Origin of the sequence: Paenibacillus sp. FSL R5-0912 (assembly GCF_000758605.1) — a bacterium.
Classification (GTDB): Bacteria; Bacillota; Bacilli; order Paenibacillales; family Paenibacillaceae; genus Paenibacillus_AQ.
Genome location: NZ_CP009282.1, coordinates 3,176,085 through 3,192,949, shown reverse-complemented (window position 1 = coordinate 3,192,949; position 16,865 = coordinate 3,176,085). Strand labels below are relative to the sequence as shown.

Annotated in this window: 20 protein-coding genes; 6 read left to right on the top strand and 14 right to left on the bottom strand. The window is 51.2% G+C overall.

The window, feature by feature from the left end; translation table 11 throughout:
* Nucleotide 1 precedes the first annotated feature (1 nt).
* From R50912_RS13255 to R50912_RS13220, 8 genes are all read right to left on the bottom strand, one after another.
* Nucleotides 2–391: a ribosomal maturation YjgA family protein gene (locus R50912_RS13255; protein ID WP_231637848.1), complete on the bottom strand. Its 390-nt coding sequence runs from the start codon at nucleotides 389–391 to the stop codon at nucleotides 2–4.
* 75 nt (nucleotides 392–466) lie between these two features.
* Nucleotides 467–943: an NUDIX domain-containing protein gene (locus R50912_RS13250; protein ID WP_042235404.1), complete on the bottom strand. Its 477-nt coding sequence runs from the start codon at nucleotides 941–943 to the stop codon at nucleotides 467–469.
* Between the two features lie 53 nt (nucleotides 944–996).
* Nucleotides 997–1,455, bottom strand: a complete 459-nt coding sequence (locus tag R50912_RS13245) for a DUF4362 domain-containing protein (RefSeq protein WP_042235402.1) — start codon at nucleotides 1,453–1,455, stop codon at nucleotides 997–999.
* 480 nt (nucleotides 1,456–1,935) lie between these two features.
* Nucleotides 1,936–2,520 carry a putative ABC transporter permease gene (locus R50912_RS13235; protein WP_231637847.1) on the bottom strand — a complete coding sequence of 195 codons (585 nt, stop codon included), beginning with the start codon at nucleotides 2,518–2,520 and terminating at the stop codon, nucleotides 1,936–1,938.
* Nucleotides 2,521–3,174: 654 nt separating this feature from the next.
* Nucleotides 3,175–3,363: a hypothetical protein gene (locus R50912_RS13230; RefSeq protein ID WP_039297241.1), complete on the bottom strand. Its 189-nt coding sequence runs from the start codon at nucleotides 3,361–3,363 to the stop codon at nucleotides 3,175–3,177.
* 252 nt (nucleotides 3,364–3,615) lie between these two features.
* A complete protein-coding gene (locus tag R50912_RS35580; protein WP_179093583.1) occupies nucleotides 3,616–3,789 on the bottom strand; it encodes a hypothetical protein in 174 nt (57 codons plus the stop codon).
* A 90-nt stretch (nucleotides 3,790–3,879) separates the two neighbouring features.
* The gene (locus R50912_RS13225; RefSeq protein ID WP_042235399.1) at nucleotides 3,880–4,422 is read right to left on the bottom strand and encodes a hypothetical protein; all 543 of its coding nucleotides are present in this window, start codon (nucleotides 4,420–4,422) and stop codon (nucleotides 3,880–3,882) included.
* A gap of 39 nt (nucleotides 4,423–4,461) precedes the next feature.
* Nucleotides 4,462–5,364, bottom strand: coding sequence for an ArsR/SmtB family transcription factor (locus R50912_RS13220; RefSeq protein WP_042235397.1), 903 nt, complete (start codon nucleotides 5,362–5,364; stop codon nucleotides 4,462–4,464).
* 162 nt (nucleotides 5,365–5,526) lie between these two features.
* Between R50912_RS13220 and arfA the strand changes: the two genes are divergently transcribed.
* Nucleotides 5,527–7,035 (top strand): arabinosylfuranosidase ArfA, encoded by a 1,509-nt coding sequence (gene arfA, locus R50912_RS13215; protein ID WP_042235396.1) that lies wholly within the window; start codon nucleotides 5,527–5,529, stop codon nucleotides 7,033–7,035.
* 9 nt (nucleotides 7,036–7,044) lie between these two features.
* On the opposite strand, the gene R50912_RS13210 is transcribed toward arfA, so the two are convergent.
* The 3 genes from R50912_RS13210 to R50912_RS13200 form a co-directional block, all read right to left on the bottom strand.
* Nucleotides 7,045–7,734 (bottom strand): LrgB family protein, encoded by a 690-nt coding sequence (locus R50912_RS13210; RefSeq protein WP_042235394.1) that lies wholly within the window; start codon nucleotides 7,732–7,734, stop codon nucleotides 7,045–7,047.
* Entirely contained in the window at nucleotides 7,731–8,147 is a 417-nt protein-coding gene (locus tag R50912_RS13205) for a CidA/LrgA family protein (RefSeq protein ID WP_042235393.1), read from the bottom strand. The genes R50912_RS13210 and R50912_RS13205 overlap by 4 nt, the downstream gene beginning before the upstream one ends.
* A 223-nt stretch (nucleotides 8,148–8,370) precedes the next feature.
* Nucleotides 8,371–9,057, bottom strand: a complete 687-nt coding sequence (locus R50912_RS13200) for an NAD(P)H-dependent oxidoreductase (protein ID WP_042235391.1) — start codon at nucleotides 9,055–9,057, stop codon at nucleotides 8,371–8,373.
* A gap of 150 nt (nucleotides 9,058–9,207) precedes the next feature.
* Here R50912_RS13200 and R50912_RS13195 point away from each other — a divergent pair, with 150 nt between their 5' ends.
* Entirely contained in the window at nucleotides 9,208–9,609 is a 402-nt protein-coding gene (locus R50912_RS13195; protein WP_042235389.1) for a winged helix-turn-helix transcriptional regulator, read from the top strand.
* A 46-nt stretch (nucleotides 9,610–9,655) separates the two neighbouring features.
* Here the strand turns inward: R50912_RS13195 and R50912_RS13190 are convergent, their stop codons facing one another.
* Together R50912_RS13190 and R50912_RS13185 are read right to left on the bottom strand one after the other, a co-directional pair.
* Nucleotides 9,656–10,030 carry a YkvA family protein gene (locus tag R50912_RS13190; RefSeq protein WP_081956483.1) on the bottom strand — a complete coding sequence of 125 codons (375 nt, stop codon included), beginning with the start codon at nucleotides 10,028–10,030 and terminating at the stop codon, nucleotides 9,656–9,658.
* Between the two features lie 113 nt (nucleotides 10,031–10,143).
* Nucleotides 10,144–11,103, bottom strand: a complete 960-nt coding sequence (locus R50912_RS13185) for an acetylxylan esterase (protein WP_042235387.1) — start codon at nucleotides 11,101–11,103, stop codon at nucleotides 10,144–10,146.
* Between the two features lie 100 nt (nucleotides 11,104–11,203).
* On the opposite strand from R50912_RS13185, the gene R50912_RS13180 reads away from it, so the two are divergent.
* The 3 genes from R50912_RS13180 (at nucleotide 11,204) to R50912_RS13170 (ending at nucleotide 14,354) form a co-directional block, all read left to right on the top strand.
* Nucleotides 11,204–12,040 carry a sugar phosphate isomerase/epimerase family protein gene (locus R50912_RS13180; RefSeq protein ID WP_042235385.1) on the top strand — a complete coding sequence of 279 codons (837 nt, stop codon included), beginning with the start codon at nucleotides 11,204–11,206 and terminating at the stop codon, nucleotides 12,038–12,040.
* Between the two features lie 248 nt (nucleotides 12,041–12,288).
* Complete coding sequence (locus R50912_RS13175; protein ID WP_063840072.1) at nucleotides 12,289–13,392, top strand: glycosyltransferase family 4 protein; 1,104 nt, start codon at nucleotides 12,289–12,291, stop codon at nucleotides 13,390–13,392.
* Between the two features lie 200 nt (nucleotides 13,393–13,592).
* On the top strand, nucleotides 13,593–14,354 hold the full coding sequence (locus R50912_RS13170) for an SGNH/GDSL hydrolase family protein (protein WP_042235383.1): 762 nt from the start codon (nucleotides 13,593–13,595) through the stop codon (nucleotides 14,352–14,354).
* Between the two features lie 139 nt (nucleotides 14,355–14,493).
* Here the strand turns inward: R50912_RS13170 and R50912_RS13165 are convergent, their stop codons facing one another.
* Nucleotides 14,494–15,288: an AraC family transcriptional regulator gene (locus R50912_RS13165; RefSeq protein WP_042235381.1), complete on the bottom strand. Its 795-nt coding sequence runs from the start codon at nucleotides 15,286–15,288 to the stop codon at nucleotides 14,494–14,496.
* Nucleotides 15,289–15,425: 137 nt separating this feature from the next.
* On the opposite strand from R50912_RS13165, the gene R50912_RS13160 reads away from it, so the two are divergent.
* The gene (locus R50912_RS13160; RefSeq protein WP_042235379.1) at nucleotides 15,426–16,772 is read left to right on the top strand and encodes a glycoside hydrolase family 30 protein; all 1,347 of its coding nucleotides are present in this window, start codon (nucleotides 15,426–15,428) and stop codon (nucleotides 16,770–16,772) included.
* Nucleotides 16,773–16,865: the final 93 nt, after the last annotated feature.

Here is a 16,865-nt window from a genome sequence, read left to right as displayed (position 1 = left end):
ATCAATTTTGTAAGATTTGGTCAATTACATAGCAGAACAGAATTCCAGCCGTATACCGGACCAGATCAATCCAGAGGAAACCCTGGCCCAGAATCAGTCCGCCTGCTGTTGTCGAGCGTACATGTATAATCCATTCCGCCTGATAGAGCTGGCTGAACTCAACCCCGAAGCTGAAGCACAGGCTGAGCATAAGCGACAATCTTAGCGGATACCGGGTCAACAACACGCGGAAGGCAAGGTAGATCATCCCTGCCCAGATCGCATCCCCAAAGTGTCCGCTGACAAAGCGCGGCAGCTGGTCACCATATACCCTGGTCCCAAGGCCCAGCATAACAGCGAGCAGTACTGCGCCGCAGTAGATCAGTTTGGATCTTATTACCGGATTATGCAATGAAATTACTCCTTTGTATTGAAACTGCTGAATCCTATGGGAACAATATCTTCATTTTGCTTAAATGGCAGTGCTTTACTCAAAAATAACTTTCCGTGTATCAGAGGCATCGCTCACAAACAGCTTCGGGGGATACGGGATGGCTAACTCAGGCAGTTCATCTTCCTTGAAGAACTCCAGCTCTTCCGCCTCCCCGTCCATACTTCTCAGATGTCCTTTGACGATGACGCATTCAAACACAATCACCGTGTACTCCACCTGATCACCATTTATATATTCATATCTGTATTTCCCGCCGCCAAATACGCCGAGGATCTGTTCAGGTGTAACCATCAGACCCGTCTCTTCGAACACCTCTCTGCGGAGCGCTCTGGATGGTGTTTCTCCAGGCTCGACCGCCCCTGCGGGCAGCCCCCACAGCGTTTCATCTTTCTTGCGGATCAGCAGAATTCTGCCTTGTTCATCCCGCACTACCGCCGCTACTGAAGGCTTCATTAATAACCCGTTGCCGGTCTTGCCGCGCAGCTCCCGGTAATATTCAGACATTGGCATGAAGATTCCTCCTAAGATTGATTTAGCATTTTATTATAACCCTTCATTCCGGCCTAAAGCTCATCCTTGCGAAAAGAAACCGGATTAACCTTGAAGTCTTCCGGCTGATTCTCACAATCAGACAATTCTACCCTGTAGAATTCTTCGACCTCCGTAAGCTGGATCTCCTGGCAGACATATTCTATTTCCCCATTGTACCCGGCTCCGTCCCGGCTGCTATCCACCGTCCAGTGCAGCACCTTACCGTCATCATATACATCATGAATAAACGGTCCGCTATCGACGCCCCACCGGAGCATGGTAAGATTATCTCCCTTGCCTTCCTTAAATCTATGTATCATTTCTCTAATTCTGTCCAAATCCAGCTGATCAAAATGCGTAATCAAGTTAAGCTGATCTCTGGCCAGAGGGACCGGCTTATTGATTTCGCGTATCCATAACCCTGCGAGTAAAACTATAATCAGCGCTTCCAGAATGATCACAGCCGGATAGTATTTCTTGAATCTCTTCATATTCCCTCCCGCTCCGGGGTATATTAGGCAACCCGTATACCTCTATATTTGACACGGTTGTAAGATATTCCTTGTCTGAGCGTCATCCGAACAGCTCCATAACGCAGTCCACTTCTTATATTTACGGATAAAAATATTTCTTAAGTCTTAAGGTTATCGTATGATTGCAGCTAAAAAATCAAATCAATCTGACGAGGAAAAAGGTGACTGAAATGAAACGTAAGATTGTAATCAAAACAAACACGAAGTCCTCATTACCCTCCGGCATTAGTATAGAATTCATGGATTATCTGTTTCAGGTTATGAATGAATATGATCAAACCTTAAAGGGACTTAAGAACAGATAAGAGTGAGTTCTTTTTCATCCTCAACAGAAATAGGCCAACCAAATTACTCTGGCTGACCTATTAACACATACATCCCCGGAGAATCATCCGGAGAATCATCCGGAGAATCATCCGGAAATGTCTCCTAGTCTAATCATCCCTCACCAAGCTCCAGCTGCTCCGTAGGATCCAGCTCCCTCAGCCCGCGCCGACGGGTACGGAAAGTCCAAAGCAGATCTGCCGAGAATAGCAGCAGGGCCAGCGGAATCAACGGTGTCCATACCTGCTCAACATGCAGATACAGGAAATGCACCAGCGGCTGCAAACCATAGATACAGGCAATAGACAACCCCCACCAATACAACGAGAATTTCAGGCAGATATGTCCCTGCAGCTGATAGGGCATTCCCGAATAATCCCACCACTGCTTACGAAAAATACCCTTGAGCAGCCAGCCGCTGACAAACTCAACAGCCGACGGAATAATCAGGGTAAGCATCAGGAATACAGGAAGCGGAAGCCCAATACTCTGTCCCGTCAGCAGCAGCAGCGGCGCACAGCCGTACATGGGTTTAAACGGCCCCTTCAAGAATCCTTCTTTGCGAAAAGCACCTGCACTATAGAGGTTATAGCTGCCTTCAAGCACCCAGCCCAGAAAAGAGTATACAGTAAAATAGAATAAATACGGGCTTACAGCTGCCAGTGCGCTATAACTATCTTGCAAAAGTATCATTGTCATTGTAGTCGGTCCCGCCTCCAGCCCCAGTATTTCACTAATGGGAGCTAGTATGCCTCCGAGAAAGGGAGGTTATGACGGTAATTTCTGGCGGTCCTCACACGAACAAAATCACCCTAACGGGTGAATCAGCCCGAGCTATGCAGCCTGAGCAGCTGATGTAGATTTTAAGCCATCTCACATTGCTCTATTCTGAATGCTTTGTTTGGGGCAGCCTCCGGTAAAATCAGGGGCACTTTTGCTCCTCATTCCCTCCTGCTGCCCAGTTTTGGCGGATTCAGGAGCACTTTTGCCCCTCGTTCCCGCCTGCTGCCCACTTTTGGCGGATTCAGGGGCACTTTTGCTCCTCATTCCCTCCTGCCGCCCACTTTTGGCGGATTCAGGGGCACTTTTGCTCCTCATTCCCGCCTGCTGCCCACTTTTGGCGGATTCAGGGGCACTTTTGCTCCTCGTTCCCGCCTGCTGCCCACTTTTGGCGGATTCAGGGGCACTTTTGCTCCTCGTTCCCGCTTGCTGCCCACTTTTGGCGGATTCAGAGGGATTTATCCCTATTTCGTATACAAAGAAAAAGCTGCAGGGTTCCGGTTAGGAACTGCAGCCATTTTTATAGGAGTTAATGATTTAGAGCCGAATAACGACCACACTAGCCTTCAGAATTCATTCTTTATGCTGCTGTTCTCTCTGCATCTGCATTAAGGGCGGACCTTCCTCACGCTGGCTTCTCAGCGTTTCCAGCTTCATGTCGCTTCGCACACCGAAGCTCGATCCGTACTTTTTCTCGAGGTTGCCTGTCAGGGCATCACCGCGCTTTTGCCGATACCGGCCGTTCTCGTTCCGACTACGCATACTAGGTTTCCTCCCCGCAATTTGAATTGCCTGAGACCTGTGAACCTGCGATGATCTGGAGAATCAAGACGTGATGAGGCTGTACTTTCCTATAGTATACATTATTTACTAAACCAAGCTCAATAAGCCCTTTCGCGCAAGGCGCAAACCAAACAAAAACCGGATGCCCCTCGCAAGGAAAGCATCCGGCCTCTGTGAAAAAAACTCTGTCCCCAAGGAACAGTCTCATACATACGAAATGCAGTTGCCGCTCTAATTCTTCGGAAGGGGGTCGGGATGAGCAGATTCAGCCGGTTTGGCGACCCAGTCATCGGCTTCCGGTTCAATGTCTACACCATTTTCCATCTTTTTGCGTTCCGCGAGTGAATCACCGTCTTTATTCTCTTTGTTGCGGATGTCTGCTTCATTCTCGATATGATCTGGCATCTGAACTCCTCCTTATGCAAGCTGTGCAGGTTTTGGATTACTTAGTTATAGTTACCCGTTGACCTATTTTGCAAACATTTTGGCTGGAGGTTATTTCACCCGGCGCTCCCACTGATCCTGCCAGACTGATTGCAGGGACTCATACTGCTGAATCGCTGTGTCCCTGTCTGCTGACGGATAGCTGAGAATGATGCTGTCATCACCAGGATCATCTTCCCCGTAAATTGCATAATAGAAGCTGTTACTTTCATAACCGGGAGACTTCTCCCCCTTCTGCAGAGCAAGACTCCATGTCTGAAATCCGGAATCTGCAAATACCTGACCCAAAAGTTTATATTCACCTCCCGCGTCCTCCCGAGCACAGATCATGAACCCCCGCTCCGGATTCAAATCACAGTATTTATACTGAACCCCGTTAACAGCGAGCTTACCGGTGTAAGAATGGGTTTTTTCGGCATACGCACCTTTCAGTGTTACAGTCACTGTCTTCGCATAACCTGCCTCCTGCAGCTTATAGGCGGTAACCTGCATTTCCTGCTCCAGCCGGATTACCTTGGGTGCACTCAGGAAACCGTAAGCAATAATTCCCGTCAGAACAAGTACGGCAATACAGCCGTAGAGCCATTGTCTCAACCCGTCACACATCCCCTACTCTTCATCTGTACAGTTTCACTATTCGTAATACACGCGGAAAACAATATCCTGCTCGTAATTCCCGAACCCGCGTCCGAACAAGGTTAAACCGCCCCGCCTTCGGGTGGTGTCTTCTGCAGTTAACCTGAAGCTCCACTGGTCCTTCTGCCAGCCTATTTCATCAATGGTGACTGCAGAAATCTGCTGGCCGTCTATGTAAGTTCCCCCTGCGTTAATCCTCAGCACCTTCAGCAAGCCATACTGGTTCACATCGGAATTCCACCAGGCCGGAGTCAGCCTTCCCCGCTGCACACCGAAATCACCGGGACTGGTCCATTTGCCAAGCGGAATTCCATTCATCGTAAACGCAATGTCTGAAGGCCACTTCTCATTGACATGCGGCGCTTCCGAGCCGACCTCCATCGAAATTTCAATCTCCTGCACCCTCTGGTCCATGAACAGATAGTTCGGCACCTTATATTCGGCATAGCCTTTGGCGAACCAGAGAATTCCGGCATCGACCCGCTCCGGGTCCAGGAAATAACGCGGATCATCATAATATCCGATCAGCTTCTCGGTGGTGGCAATGCCACAGGTTGGTGAAGCCTGAAGATCGGTATAATGTCCCACCGGCACGGAGACCTCAACCACCTTCCGGGCAATGCCTTTGGCTCCTGACAATTTAATCTGCAGAAAATTAGCGGAGAGCGAGCAGTATTTATACGTGCCGCCGTCAATCCGCTTCATTTGGGAGCTGACGATGCCTGCCTTTTGGAGCTTGGCCACATGGGAGCTGACTATGGCGCTGCTTAGATACAGCCGGGCTGCGATTTCCTTGATATGCATCTCCCCCACGCTGAGCAGATCAATGATCCGCAGCCGCACTTCACTGGCTAATGCTTCATATACCTTCAGTGATTCGGAATCCGTTGTTAAATACATCCTCTAACCTCCGCACTCTTTGAATTAGCATTTTTATTAATCCTAAATATTTTTATTGCTTAGTATACGCTGTAATCCGTATGATGTAATCATAAATCAGGATATTAGATTAATAATTTCATTAATTGTAATATGAATTCAAAACAAAAGGAGCTTAACACAATGAGCATTCAATCCAAGATGATTGTCGACAAGGACTTCAAGCTGGCCGAAGTAGACCCGAGGCTGTACGGATCGTTCATCGAGCATCTGGGCCGGGCCGTTTATGGCGGAATTTATGAGCCGGGACACCCTACCGCAGACGCTAACGGTTTTCGGGGTGATGCCTTGCAGGCCATCCGGGCTCTCCGCGTGCCGATCATCCGCTATCCCGGAGGTAACTTTGTCTCCGGCTATAACTGGGAAGACGGCGTAGGACCCAAGGAGAGCCGTAAGCGCTCTCTTGAATTAGCCTGGTGGACTACAGAGACGAATCAGATGGGTACCAATGAATTTGCGGATTGGGCCAAGCAGGCCGGTTCTGAGGTCATGATGGCGGTCAATCTGGGTACCCGCGGAATTGACGCCGCCAGGAATCTCGTGGAATATTGCAACCACCCTTCCGGTTCCTACTGGAGCGATCTGCGCATCTCCCACGGGTATCAGGCTCCCCACAATTTCCGCACCTGGTGCCTGGGCAATGAGATGGACGGCCCGTGGCAGATTGGAGCAAAAACGGCCGTCGAATACGGCAGGCTCGCGAATGAAACCGCCAAAGCCATGCGCTGGGTAGACCCTTCCCTTGAGCTTGTGGCCTGCGGCAGCTCGGGCAGCTCCATGAATACTTTTGCCGAATGGGAAGCAACCGTGCTGGATCTCACTTACGATAACGTAGATTTCCTCTCCCTGCATACCTACTACAATAATAATAATGGCGATACAGCGAATTTCCTGGCCAGCTCACTCGATATGGACCAGTTCATCGACAGCGTAGCAGCAGTATGTGATTATATCAAGGCTAAGAAGAAAAGCAAGAAAAAGATTTATCTGTCTCTGGACGAATGGAATGTGTGGAAGACTCAAGGAACCAGCCGCGCACAGCAGCATTGGGAGATTGCCCCGCCGGAGTTCGAGGATGTCTATAATCTGGAGGATGCACTTGTGGTCGGCTGCTGCCTGATCAGCCTGCTGAAGCATGCGGACCGGGTGAAGATGGCCTGCATTGCCCAGCTGATCAATGTCATTGCCCCTATTATGACTGAGAACGGGGGACCCCTTTGGCTGCAGACCACTTATTATCCTTACATGCATGCTTCAATCTATGGCCGGGGAACGGTGCTGCACCCGTTGATTACTAGTCCGAAATATGATTCACAGGATTTCACCGACGTTCCTTATCTGGAAGCGGTCAGTGTGTATAACGAAGAAATGAACGAGGTTACCGTATTTGCTGTCAACCGTCATCTGGGCGAAGGCATGGAGCTGACCGTCGATTTGCGCAGCTTCGGTGCAGTAGAGGTAATTCAGCATACCATCCTTGAGCATGAGGATCTCCAAGCGGCGAACACCCGCTCGAACCCGGCGAATGTGCTCCCGCATAACCGCGGAACGGCGGCGGCAGACGGCGGATGTATAAGCGCCATGCTTCCGGCAGCTTCGTGGAATGTCATCCGGTTGCGTGTTAACGGGTAAGAAGCTGCATTAATGATACATGATCCAGGCTACGAACGGTCCGGCAATGGAACCGACAATGGCGCATACCGTCATGGCCACAGAGCTCATGGACACCGACTGCTCACCGTACTCCAGGGCTTTGGCTGTGCCAAGGGCGTGGGACGCCGTTCCCAAGCCGATGCCGATGCCGGACTCGCCGCGGATTCTGAACAGCTTAATGATATACGGCCCGCCGATGGCCCCCGTGAATCCGGCGATCATCACGAATACGGAGGTAAGCGAGGAATCTCCGCCCAGATTGCTGGAGATCTGGATCGCTACTGCAGTTGTAATCGACTTGGGCAGGATGGAGAGGACATACAGCTTGGAGAAGCCGAGTCCGGCTGCCATCAGCAGCCCGCTGAACATTCCTACGAGCAGTCCGGTCACCGTTCCGCCAAGTACGGCCGGGAGATTCTTCCACAGCACGTGCCGCTGTTTGTACAGCGGATAGGCCAGGGATACAACCGCCGGTCCAAGCAGGCGGTTAATCCAGTCGCCGCCGATCATATAAGTCTCATAAGAGATATGGAAGCCCAGGAGCAGCACGACTACAGTGAACGTTGCGGTCAATGCCGGCAGCAGGACAGGAAGACGGTAGCGTTTGTATAACATGGACATGAAGAGATAGATCAGAACATTCATCAGTACAAAACCAACGGCCAGCAGAATTCTCATGCTTCCTTCCCCTTCCCTTGCAGGCTGCGCGCAGGATACGTCCGTCTTGTCAGCCTTTTGGCGCTGCGGCTGGCAATCCACTGGCTGGAATGTGCCGTGACGACCATGGTCAGTACACTGCTAATCACCAGAACGCCAATCAGGAGAAGCCCTCTTCCGCTGAAGATATCCAGATGGTTCATAATACCAGCGGTTGCCGGGATGAAGAACATGGGAAGATACGCCAGAATAAAGGATGAGCCGTTCTCGATCAGCTTCACCGGAACAATCTTAAGCAGCAGCAGGACGAATAGCAGCAACAGCCCTACGATACTGCCCGGAACCGGCAGATGCAGCAGTTTTTGCAAGTAATCTCCGGCCAGGAAGAACACATACAGCAAGCAGACTTCAGCGATAACGCGGATGATTTTCATATTGCAGGAATCCCTTCAATCTTGAATTGACGATCACTGGCAGCCTGTTACAAGTAACAAGCTGACTTATTAAGAGTAGCAGAATTTTCAGCAAGTTTTCAAACTTTTTTCGAAGCTTCTATGTATTTTCATAACTCGCAAAAAAACAGATGCCGCCCTTAATAAGGATGGCATCTATTTTTAAATGGCTCACACTTCGCCTAAATTGCTGAAGCGGCTGCGGTTAGACCCACTGGACCACCTGCCCGGCCGTTTGACGGGTTTTGCCGCGCGGCTCATTAACCCGGTAACCAAAAGCCGCCATGCAGGCAATTCCGAAATGTGACGGGTCCATTATCCCTTCCTCTGTCAGCACCTGCTCGATCTTAGCCTTGTCGAAGCCTTCAATCGGACAGGAGTCGATGCCAATCTGCGCGGCAGCAGTCATCATATTACCCAGAGCCAGATAGGTCTGCCGTGCACCCCATTCAAATATCGCCCGCTCATTCCCTTCCAGTCCGAAATCGGATTTCAGGAACATATCATAGACCTTCCGCTTACCCTCGGCAACCTCCGGCGGCAGGCTCTGCACATCCTGCATTATACCCTGAATATACTCCGAGCCCGCAGCCATATCACGCGGCAGTCTTGCGAGAATCAGCATGAAATGGCTTGCTGTCGGCAGCTGCTTCTGTGCCCCCCAGGCATAAGGAAGCAGCTTCTCACGGATGTCCATACTCTGAACAATAACGAATTTCCAGGGCTCGAAGCCGAAGGAGCTCGGTGACAGGCGGCCTGTTTCCAGGATGAACCCGAAATCCTCTTCGCTGATCTTTCTGCTGCTGTCAAATACCTTGGTAGCGTGTCTGTATGCATAGGCGGCCAGAATTTCCTGCTTGGTTGTTGCGGTTTCTTTTACTGTATGATCCATTTCACATACTCCCTTTCTGTGTATCCTTCAGGTCTGGAATTGACGTTATCCTGCTCACATGCTTATAGTAGTGGATAGATAACCATTCGTGAAGTACGCACATTTTTGATAGGTAGTATACAAAATGATACTTAAGGAGCGTGTTCGGTTATGCGTAACCGTAAAGGCGGTTTCGGTGCTTGTCCGGACGGCCAGGGTGCAGCTTGTCCTGTTGAATTTACCCTCGATGTTATTGGCGGCAAGTGGAAGGGTGTGCTTTTATACCATTTGATGGATTCAACAAAACGCTTCAACGAGTTCCGCCGGATCTGTCCCGGCATCACCCAGCGTATGCTGACACTTCAGCTTCGTGAGCTGGAGGAGGATGGCGTGGTTCACCGCGAGGTGTATCATCAGGTGCCGCCGAAGGTTGAATACTCGCTGACCGAATTTGGCCGGACGCTGATTCCGATTATTAAACTGATGAGGGATTGGGGCACAGAATACCAGGCGAAGCAGCAATCCGCAGACCGCTGCCCTCCTGGAAATGGACATTTAGAGGAAGAAGCATAATGAATCCGGTGCAGCAACCCGCTGCACTTTTGGGGTTACCGGTACCTCACGATTGTTCAAAAAAATTCTCGGCCTTCTGCTTATGCTCCTCCTTCACCTGACCGGCAATCGCCCGGATGCCTGCGGCAATGACCGCTGCATCATCCGTGAAACCGAGTCCGATCAGGCCATCAGGAATCGCGTCAATGGGTGAAATGAAATAAGCCAGCGCGCCGAAGGCTATGCCTTTGGCCCATAACGGGGTTTTGGCATCAATGGCGCAGTAATACATGGCAACCGCATCTTTGGTGAACGGGATTTTGCCTGCCGCTTTCCTCGTTTTGCTCCAGAAGCTCTTCTTCACCAGCTGCTCATTCATTTGGCTGTATTCGAAATTCTCCACGACCAGTTCCGCGGGAAGCTTGTCTCCATCCTTATTCATCTGCCATTCCCTCCCATTCCTTAGGCTGCTTCGCATTCTGACAGCTTAGCACCTTCATTATAACCTTTACACCAAACACCCGCCGCTAATCAGCCTTCCGGTAATTAATCTTTTTAGCCCAGATACTCCCGGAAAAAGAGAGCCGTTTGCCTCCGCTGATATTCGCTGACCTCATGCCCGGAGAACGGATAATCCATCATCTGCTTCGGTGACTGGATACGGTTATAGGCCGCATAGATGGTCTCCGGCATACAAACAGTATCCTTCCAGCCTGCGGACATCAGAACAGGTACGGTGAACCGGTGCGCCAGATTAACAATGTCGAAATATGCCAGATTCTGCAGCACCCGCTCCAGATGCTCCGGATAGCGCTTCAGGAAATCGGCAATCTCTGTGAGCGAGCTGGTTGAATTCAGCACCCCGAAGTCGAGGCGGCAGAGATTCGGTATGTCTGCAGCCACTGCAGCAACCCGCCGGCTCAGTGCCCCGGCCAACAGCGATATTCCGCCTCCCTGGCTTCCCCCGGTAATGGCAATACGCTCGGGATCAACACCCGGCAGCTGCGCTGCAGTCTCTATGGCACGAACCGTATCTATCGCTACAGCCACATAATAGGACCGTTCCTTCTCCAGCAGCCCCTGGGTGATCCAGCCTCTGACTATACCTTCTTCCTGCGGCAGCAGATTGCCGGTCTCTCCCAGTTGTCCACGCACATCCACGGCAAGTACTGCATAGCCAAGCATTAGAAAGTGAGCATACCGTTCCGGATACCCCCGGTCGCCGGTGTAACCGGGAAACGTTACAATACACGGCAGCTCTCTATGTACACTTGTGTCAGCAGCAGGCCGGATGTACCAGGCATGGATGGTCGTTTCCCCATAACCTGTATAGCTTACTTTGCTCACCTCCATGCCCGGATATGGAGTTTCTTCAGGGATTATTGTAACATCCAGCGGCTGCTCCTCATCCTCGGCGAGCAGATCATTCCAGAATTCGTCAATCGTTTCCGGGTCCAGCGTAGGCTCTGGACGGCAATTCTCAAGCTCCTGTTTGCGTTGTTCAATAGCATTCATTTCATCGGTTCCTCCTGTTTCTCATAAACTTCTTTATCATTGCAAGTCACTGTAAGCGCATTTAATATTATAAATATAAATCCATAGAATTCCAAAGGAGATGTTATTTATTCGTTACGGAACCTTGGCACATACAGCGGGCTGCCTGCCGCTTAGAGAATTGACCGCTACGCTGCAGACTTACAATATTGACTTCGTACAGCTCGCCCTGGCCAAAGCCATTCAGGATATCGATCTGTCTCCCGGCAAGCTCAGCCCCGGCCTGGCCTCCTATATCGGTGAGCAGTTCGACAAAGCCGGCATCCGCATTGGCGTACTTGGCTGCTATATCAACCCCATTCATCCCGATCCTGCCATCCGGCGGGCAGAAATTGACCGTTTCAAGGAACATTTGCGCTATGCCCGCCAGTTCGGTGCACCTATGGTCGCTACCGAGACCGGCTTATTGACGACCTTTCAGGAATCCGATCCTTACCGGTATGAAGAAATCGGCTGGGATACCCTCAAGGCAACGGTCGAGGAGCTTGCTGAGGAAGCGGAGAAATGGGGGGTGTTCCTGGCACTTGAAGGAGTCTGCACCCATACGCTGTCCTCTCCGGCCAAAATGCGCCGTATCCTCGACGAGGTTCCTTCCAGCTCCATCGGTGTGGTACTGGACCCTTGCAACCTGATTGGCGAAGAGGTTCATCTGCAGGATGAGATCGTAGACAGTGCATTCAGCCTGTTCGGCGACCGGATCATTCTGGCCCATCTCAAGGATCTCTATAAGGACGGAACCCGGATACGCCATGGCGCTTCAGGGCAAGGGCTGTTCCACACCACAGAGTTCCTGAACAAGCTGGAGTCACACAAACCGATGATCGACGTTTCGCTGGAAGAAGTAACAGTCATGGATATCAGGGACACTGTTACCCTGCTGCGCAATCGGCGCCTCTAATCATAAGCTGCCAGTTCAGGAGATGCGCTACAACCCGGCCGGTATGTCAGGGGTGATTCCTCTGCTGTACCGGCCAGTATTTTATGAATACTTCAGCTGTAGCCCTCCATTCCTGATCAGCTCCTCCCAAACCCCCAATTGCTACAAAAACACCGTATAACCGGTACTTTTGGCCATTCAATGAATAAAATAGTATACATATCGCATGTTTGCAAGCGATTCTTAAGCCAGAAAGGAAGGGATCATACATGAGATTCACTTTCCCCATTCTTACCTTATGCCATGGCGGGGCACAACGCATGCTCGTGGAGCTCACGGATGGTCTTACTGCCAGAGGGCATCAGGTGGTGATCCTCATGCCGCTTGGAGGCGATGTTTCTTATGAGGTCCATTCCACTCTGCTGATTACCGATTATACGCTGCTCCGTGAATCCGATTTCCCGGCCAGCGATATCATCGTTTCGAATTTTTATACAACGGTTTCGGTATCACAGGCTGCAAGCCAGAATGGCAAGGGCATCCATATCCGCCTCTCTCTGTGTTACGAACCGCTGTTTCTGCCGCGGAATGAGGTATCCTTTCCTTCCTATCATACCACCGATAAGCTGATTGTTCTGTCCCAGTGGCAGCAGGAATTAATTGAGCTTGGTCACGGAATTAGCGGAAGCATTGTGCCTGTAGGAATCAGTTCCACTTTTAGCAATATGCATATCCGCCACAGCCTTCAGGAGCCGCTGAACATTACCGCTATCCTGCGCAAAGTGGAGAACGGCTTCTCCTGGCACCGTGAACAGGATTTTCTGGTGAAGCAGCTAGATATCGTGAAGCATAATGTCCCGGAGGTAAATATCAATTTCATCAGTCCTCCGGATGAGTTCTACAGTTCGGATTCGCTGCAAAAAATGAAGGCCAGCGGCAAATACCGCTTTTTCACTCCCCTGAATGACGACGAACTCTGCTATCACTATAACGGGGCTGATATTTTTGTCAGCTCCAGTATATTCGACACCGGATCTTTGCCGGGACTGGAGGCCATGCGCTGTGGTGCTGCGCTTGTGTCCGTATACTCGGGAGGGAATCTGGAATATGCCCGCCACGAAGAGAACTGCCTGCTGTCCTACCGGTACGAGAACCGGATTGCCGAGGATGTCGTCCGGCTGATTCAGGACCCGGCTCTCCGCGTCCGCCTTGCCTCCAAGGGGGAAGCCGATTCCCGGGCCTGGACCTGGGAGAACAGTGTCAGGATCATGGAGCAGACCACGCTTGGCTTCCTGACTGGAAATTCAGTAAACACTCCGCCCAGATCAGCTCTCCTGCAAAGACTCGGCGGCTTCAGAATGCGCAGGAATTAAGCGGTCAATAAATGTTCTTCCGGAACAAGATTCAAGGAAGCTCCAGGTCCAACTTCGAGTATTCAGAGTCGGACCACTTCGGCTTGCAGCTTGTCATATCGGGATCGCCCCGCATGAAACCATGACATATATGCATAGTCACTGCTCTATGTATGGTTTACACTAAAGCTATATACACTAGGGTTATCGGAGGTGGGACAATGAATTCGTACGAAGAGCAGAAGGAAGCCACGGGGCTTGAGTTTAAATACATGGTCAGCGGAGATTCGATCTCCAAGGGTGTTGTCTATGATGAAGCAAGAAGCAAGTATGTCATTCTGGAGGATAACTACGTGTCCCTGCTGCAGGGCAAGCTTAAGGGAGCTATGCGTAATACCGCCAGATTCGGCAATACGCTGATGAAGGGCTTCGGCAATCTGAAACGCGATGTGCTGAAAGACAAGCCGGATGTGGTACTGATTGAATACGGAGGCAATGACTGCGACTATCACTGGGAAGAAATTGCAAGCAATCCCGAAGCAGAGCATAATCCCAAAACTGATTTTCCGGCGTTCGAGCGGATGCTGCTGGATATGATTGATTACCTGAAGAATCAGGGGATTACGCCGATTCTGATGAGTCTGCCCCCGCTGAATGCGGACTACTATTTCAAATGGGTCAGCGGCAATAATCCGGACACCGAGCTGAACATTCTGAAATTCCTCGGCAGCGTCACCAAGATTTACTGGTGGCAGGAGCGGTACAACTCCGCAATTATCAAGGTCGCCGAGAGCACCAAGACCAAGATCATTGATGTCCGGGGCGCATTCCTGCAGCAACCGGATTACACCAAGTTTATCTGCCGGGACGGGATTCACCCTAACCGGGAGGGCCACCGGATTATCTATGACAAAGTCATGGATTTCATCCGTACAAGCGAACCCCATCTTCTGCTGGACAATTCGGCGTTACCGGGACACTGATTACCGGACAAGCGGAATATAGGTTAAGCAAACAACTGAAATTTCAGGGCAGCCCCTGCGGGCTCCATACATAGGGGTGTCCCAATCCGCCATAGCCACGTAATGGCGGATTGGGACACCCCCTTTTCATCTTCACAGGCTATGAACGCTTCCGGTACACTCCCGGTGCAACGCCGTACCGCTCCCGGAATACCCGGTGGAAGTAGGTATAGCTGCCGAAGCCGGTCTCCTCAGCAATACGCTCCAGTGTATAGTTGCTGTTGTCCATCAGCCGCAGCGCCATCGCCAGACGGACCTGCACCGCATATTGCATCACCGAATACCCGAATTGTTCCTTGAACAGATGAACCGCCCGGGTGACGCTGATTCCCGCATGGCGGGCCACATCCTCCAGCCGGATGGAGGATGTCGCATGCTCTTCCACATAATTCTTGATCTTCAGTCCCTGCAGGAGTGAAGAGGAGGATGAGGCCGGCGCTTCGGCGATAGCCCGGTCCAGCAGCAGGCACAGGGCCTTAAACAGCGCCTCAAGAATTTCCGGGCTGCCTCCGTCGATCCGCCGCTTTTCCAGAATTAATTGCTGCCAGATGCTATGCAGCTTGCTGTCTTCGGCAATCCTGGACTTCTTAGCCCTCACCTGCTTGTTCCACCACTCATCCACCCATTCACCTGTACACATGACATAATAGTCTGCGCTGAAGCCCAGCGGACTTTCTTTCTCGCCAATCCGCAGATCGTAGAGCTCGCCGGGACGGAACAGCAGCAGATCACCCGGCATCACCGTGACCATCACCCCGTCAATCAGCGCTTCACATTCCCCTTCTGCCTGGAGCCTGATGATATAGGTATCCAGCCCTTCCCGGAACAAATGCCAGAACGGCTGGATATGCCGGGAAAATGAGCTGAGATGAATGTCTACCCCGGTTGTACCCATCCTGGATCACCCTTCCTTGCTCTTGCCTCATGACCAGATCGTTGAGGTTCTTAACCATATTGTTTCTTCAAAGTGCAGCGGAATACCTTCTATAATGAGACTATTCCTACAAACTTTCAGGAGGTAACATAAGTCCTATGAGCAGCCCTACAGTCCGCGTAATCCAGACAGCCAAAGAAACCGGTGACCGGTTAACAGAATTACAGCCTCTGTCCTTCCGGCCCGATTCCGAAGAGAAGGAAATGGAATTGATTAACATTTATGAGGATTTGGAATATCAGGAAATTGAAGGCTTCGGCGGTGCGCTGACGGAAGCCTCTGCAGTCACGCTGGCCAAGCTTAGTCCGGAGAAGCAGCAGGAAATAATCGATGCCTACTTCCATCCGGAGCACGGAATCGGCTACACCCTGTGCAGATCACATATCCAGAGCTGTGACTTCTCAACAGGCAACTATGCTTATGTAGATGGCGTTGACCCGGAGCTGGCTACTTTCAATATCTCCAGAGATCAGGAGTCGATACTTCCGTTAATCAAACGCGCGGCTGACGCTGTGGGCGGGAGCTTCCGGCTGTTCTCCTCCCCATGGAGCCCTCCTGCCTTCATGAAGACGAACGGCGAGATGAATAACGGCGGCAAGCTGAAGCCGGAATACCGGGAAGCCTGGGCTAATCTGTTCGTGAAATACATTCAGGCTTACGCTGAAGCCGGCATCGATATCTGGGCGGTCAGTGTGCAGAATGAAGCCAAAGCCAAGCAGATCTGGGATTCCTGCATTTATACTGCTGAAGAAGAGAAGGACTTCGTACGCGATTATCTCGGTCCTGCCCTGGAAGCAGCCGGCTTAGGCCATGTCAAAATCATGATCTGGGATCATAATAAAGAACGGGTCTATGACCGGGCGAAGACCGCTTTTACAGATCAGGAAGCAGCAAAGTATATCTGGGGCATCTGCTTCCACTGGTATTCCGGTGATCATTTCGAAGCCTTGAGCGCTGTACATGAGCGTTTTCCTGACAAAAAGCTGTTCTTCAGCGAAGGCTGCCAGGAGGGCGGCGTACACCTCGGTTCCTGGAACACCGGCGAACGTTACGGCCATGATATTATCGGCAACCTGAACAACTGGATGTCCACCTGGACGGACTGGAATATCGTCCTTGATGAGCAGGGCGGCCCGAACCATGTGGGTAACTTCTGCGATGCGCCGATTATCGGTGACACCCTGAAGGATGAAGTAATCTATGAGAGCTCGTTCTATTACATCGGGCATTTCAGCAAGTATATCCGTCCAGGCGCCGTCCGTGTGGGCAGCTCCAGATATACTGACAAATTCGAAACTACGGCGTTCCGTAATACAGACGGCACCTATGCCGTGGTCGTGCTCAACCGCACGGACAGCAGGCTTCCATACACCCTGCACTTCCGGGATCAGCTGGCGGAGGGTTCAATTCCGGCCCATGCGATTCAAACCCTGCTGTTCCAATAAAAACACACAAAGGCGCTCCCAAGCTACGGCTTGAGGAGCGCCTTTATTCATATGGCCGGTCTGCATTTATCCGCCGCTTCGGTACCGCTGTTA

What these genes read in the sequence shown, in the direction of transcription:
- R50912_RS13250 (WP_042235404.1), bottom strand. Translation starts at nt 943, where the DNA reads ATGCCAATGTCTGAATATTACCGGGAGCTGCGCGGCAAGACCGGCAAC.
- R50912_RS13220 (WP_042235397.1), bottom strand. Translation starts at nt 5,364, where the DNA reads ATGTATTTAACAACGGATTCCGAATCACTGAAGGTATATGAAGCATTA.
- R50912_RS13160 (WP_042235379.1), top strand. Translation starts at nt 15,426, where the DNA reads ATGAGCAGCCCTACAGTCCGCGTAATCCAGACAGCCAAAGAAACCGGT.
- R50912_RS13170 (WP_042235383.1), top strand. Translation starts at nt 13,593, where the DNA reads ATGAATTCGTACGAAGAGCAGAAGGAAGCCACGGGGCTTGAGTTTAAA.
- R50912_RS35580 (WP_179093583.1), bottom strand. Translation starts at nt 3,789, where the DNA reads ATGCCAGATCATATCGAGAATGAAGCAGACATCCGCAACAAAGAGAAT.
- R50912_RS13200 (WP_042235391.1), bottom strand. Translation starts at nt 9,057, where the DNA reads ATGGATCATACAGTAAAAGAAACCGCAACAACCAAGCAGGAAATTCTG.
- R50912_RS13175 (WP_063840072.1), top strand. Translation starts at nt 12,289, where the DNA reads ATGAGATTCACTTTCCCCATTCTTACCTTATGCCATGGCGGGGCACAA.
- R50912_RS13195 (WP_042235389.1), top strand. Translation starts at nt 9,208, where the DNA reads ATGCGTAACCGTAAAGGCGGTTTCGGTGCTTGTCCGGACGGCCAGGGT.
- R50912_RS13210 (WP_042235394.1), bottom strand. Translation starts at nt 7,734, where the DNA reads ATGAGAATTCTGCTGGCCGTTGGTTTTGTACTGATGAATGTTCTGATC.
- R50912_RS13230 (WP_039297241.1), bottom strand. Translation starts at nt 3,363, where the DNA reads ATGCGTAGTCGGAACGAGAACGGCCGGTATCGGCAAAAGCGCGGTGAT.
- R50912_RS13180 (WP_042235385.1), top strand. Translation starts at nt 11,204, where the DNA reads ATGTTATTTATTCGTTACGGAACCTTGGCACATACAGCGGGCTGCCTG.
- R50912_RS13235 (WP_231637847.1), bottom strand. Translation starts at nt 2,520, where the DNA reads ATGACAATGATACTTTTGCAAGATAGTTATAGCGCACTGGCAGCTGTA.
- R50912_RS13185 (WP_042235387.1), bottom strand. Translation starts at nt 11,103, where the DNA reads ATGAATGCTATTGAACAACGCAAACAGGAGCTTGAGAATTGCCGTCCA.
- R50912_RS13245 (WP_042235402.1), bottom strand. Translation starts at nt 1,455, where the DNA reads ATGAAGAGATTCAAGAAATACTATCCGGCTGTGATCATTCTGGAAGCG.
- R50912_RS13205 (WP_042235393.1), bottom strand. Translation starts at nt 8,147, where the DNA reads ATGAAAATCATCCGCGTTATCGCTGAAGTCTGCTTGCTGTATGTGTTC.
- R50912_RS13190 (WP_081956483.1), bottom strand. Translation starts at nt 10,030, where the DNA reads ATGAATAAGGATGGAGACAAGCTTCCCGCGGAACTGGTCGTGGAGAAT.
- R50912_RS13165 (WP_042235381.1), bottom strand. Translation starts at nt 15,288, where the DNA reads ATGGGTACAACCGGGGTAGACATTCATCTCAGCTCATTTTCCCGGCAT.
- arfA (WP_042235396.1), top strand. Translation starts at nt 5,527, where the DNA reads ATGAGCATTCAATCCAAGATGATTGTCGACAAGGACTTCAAGCTGGCC.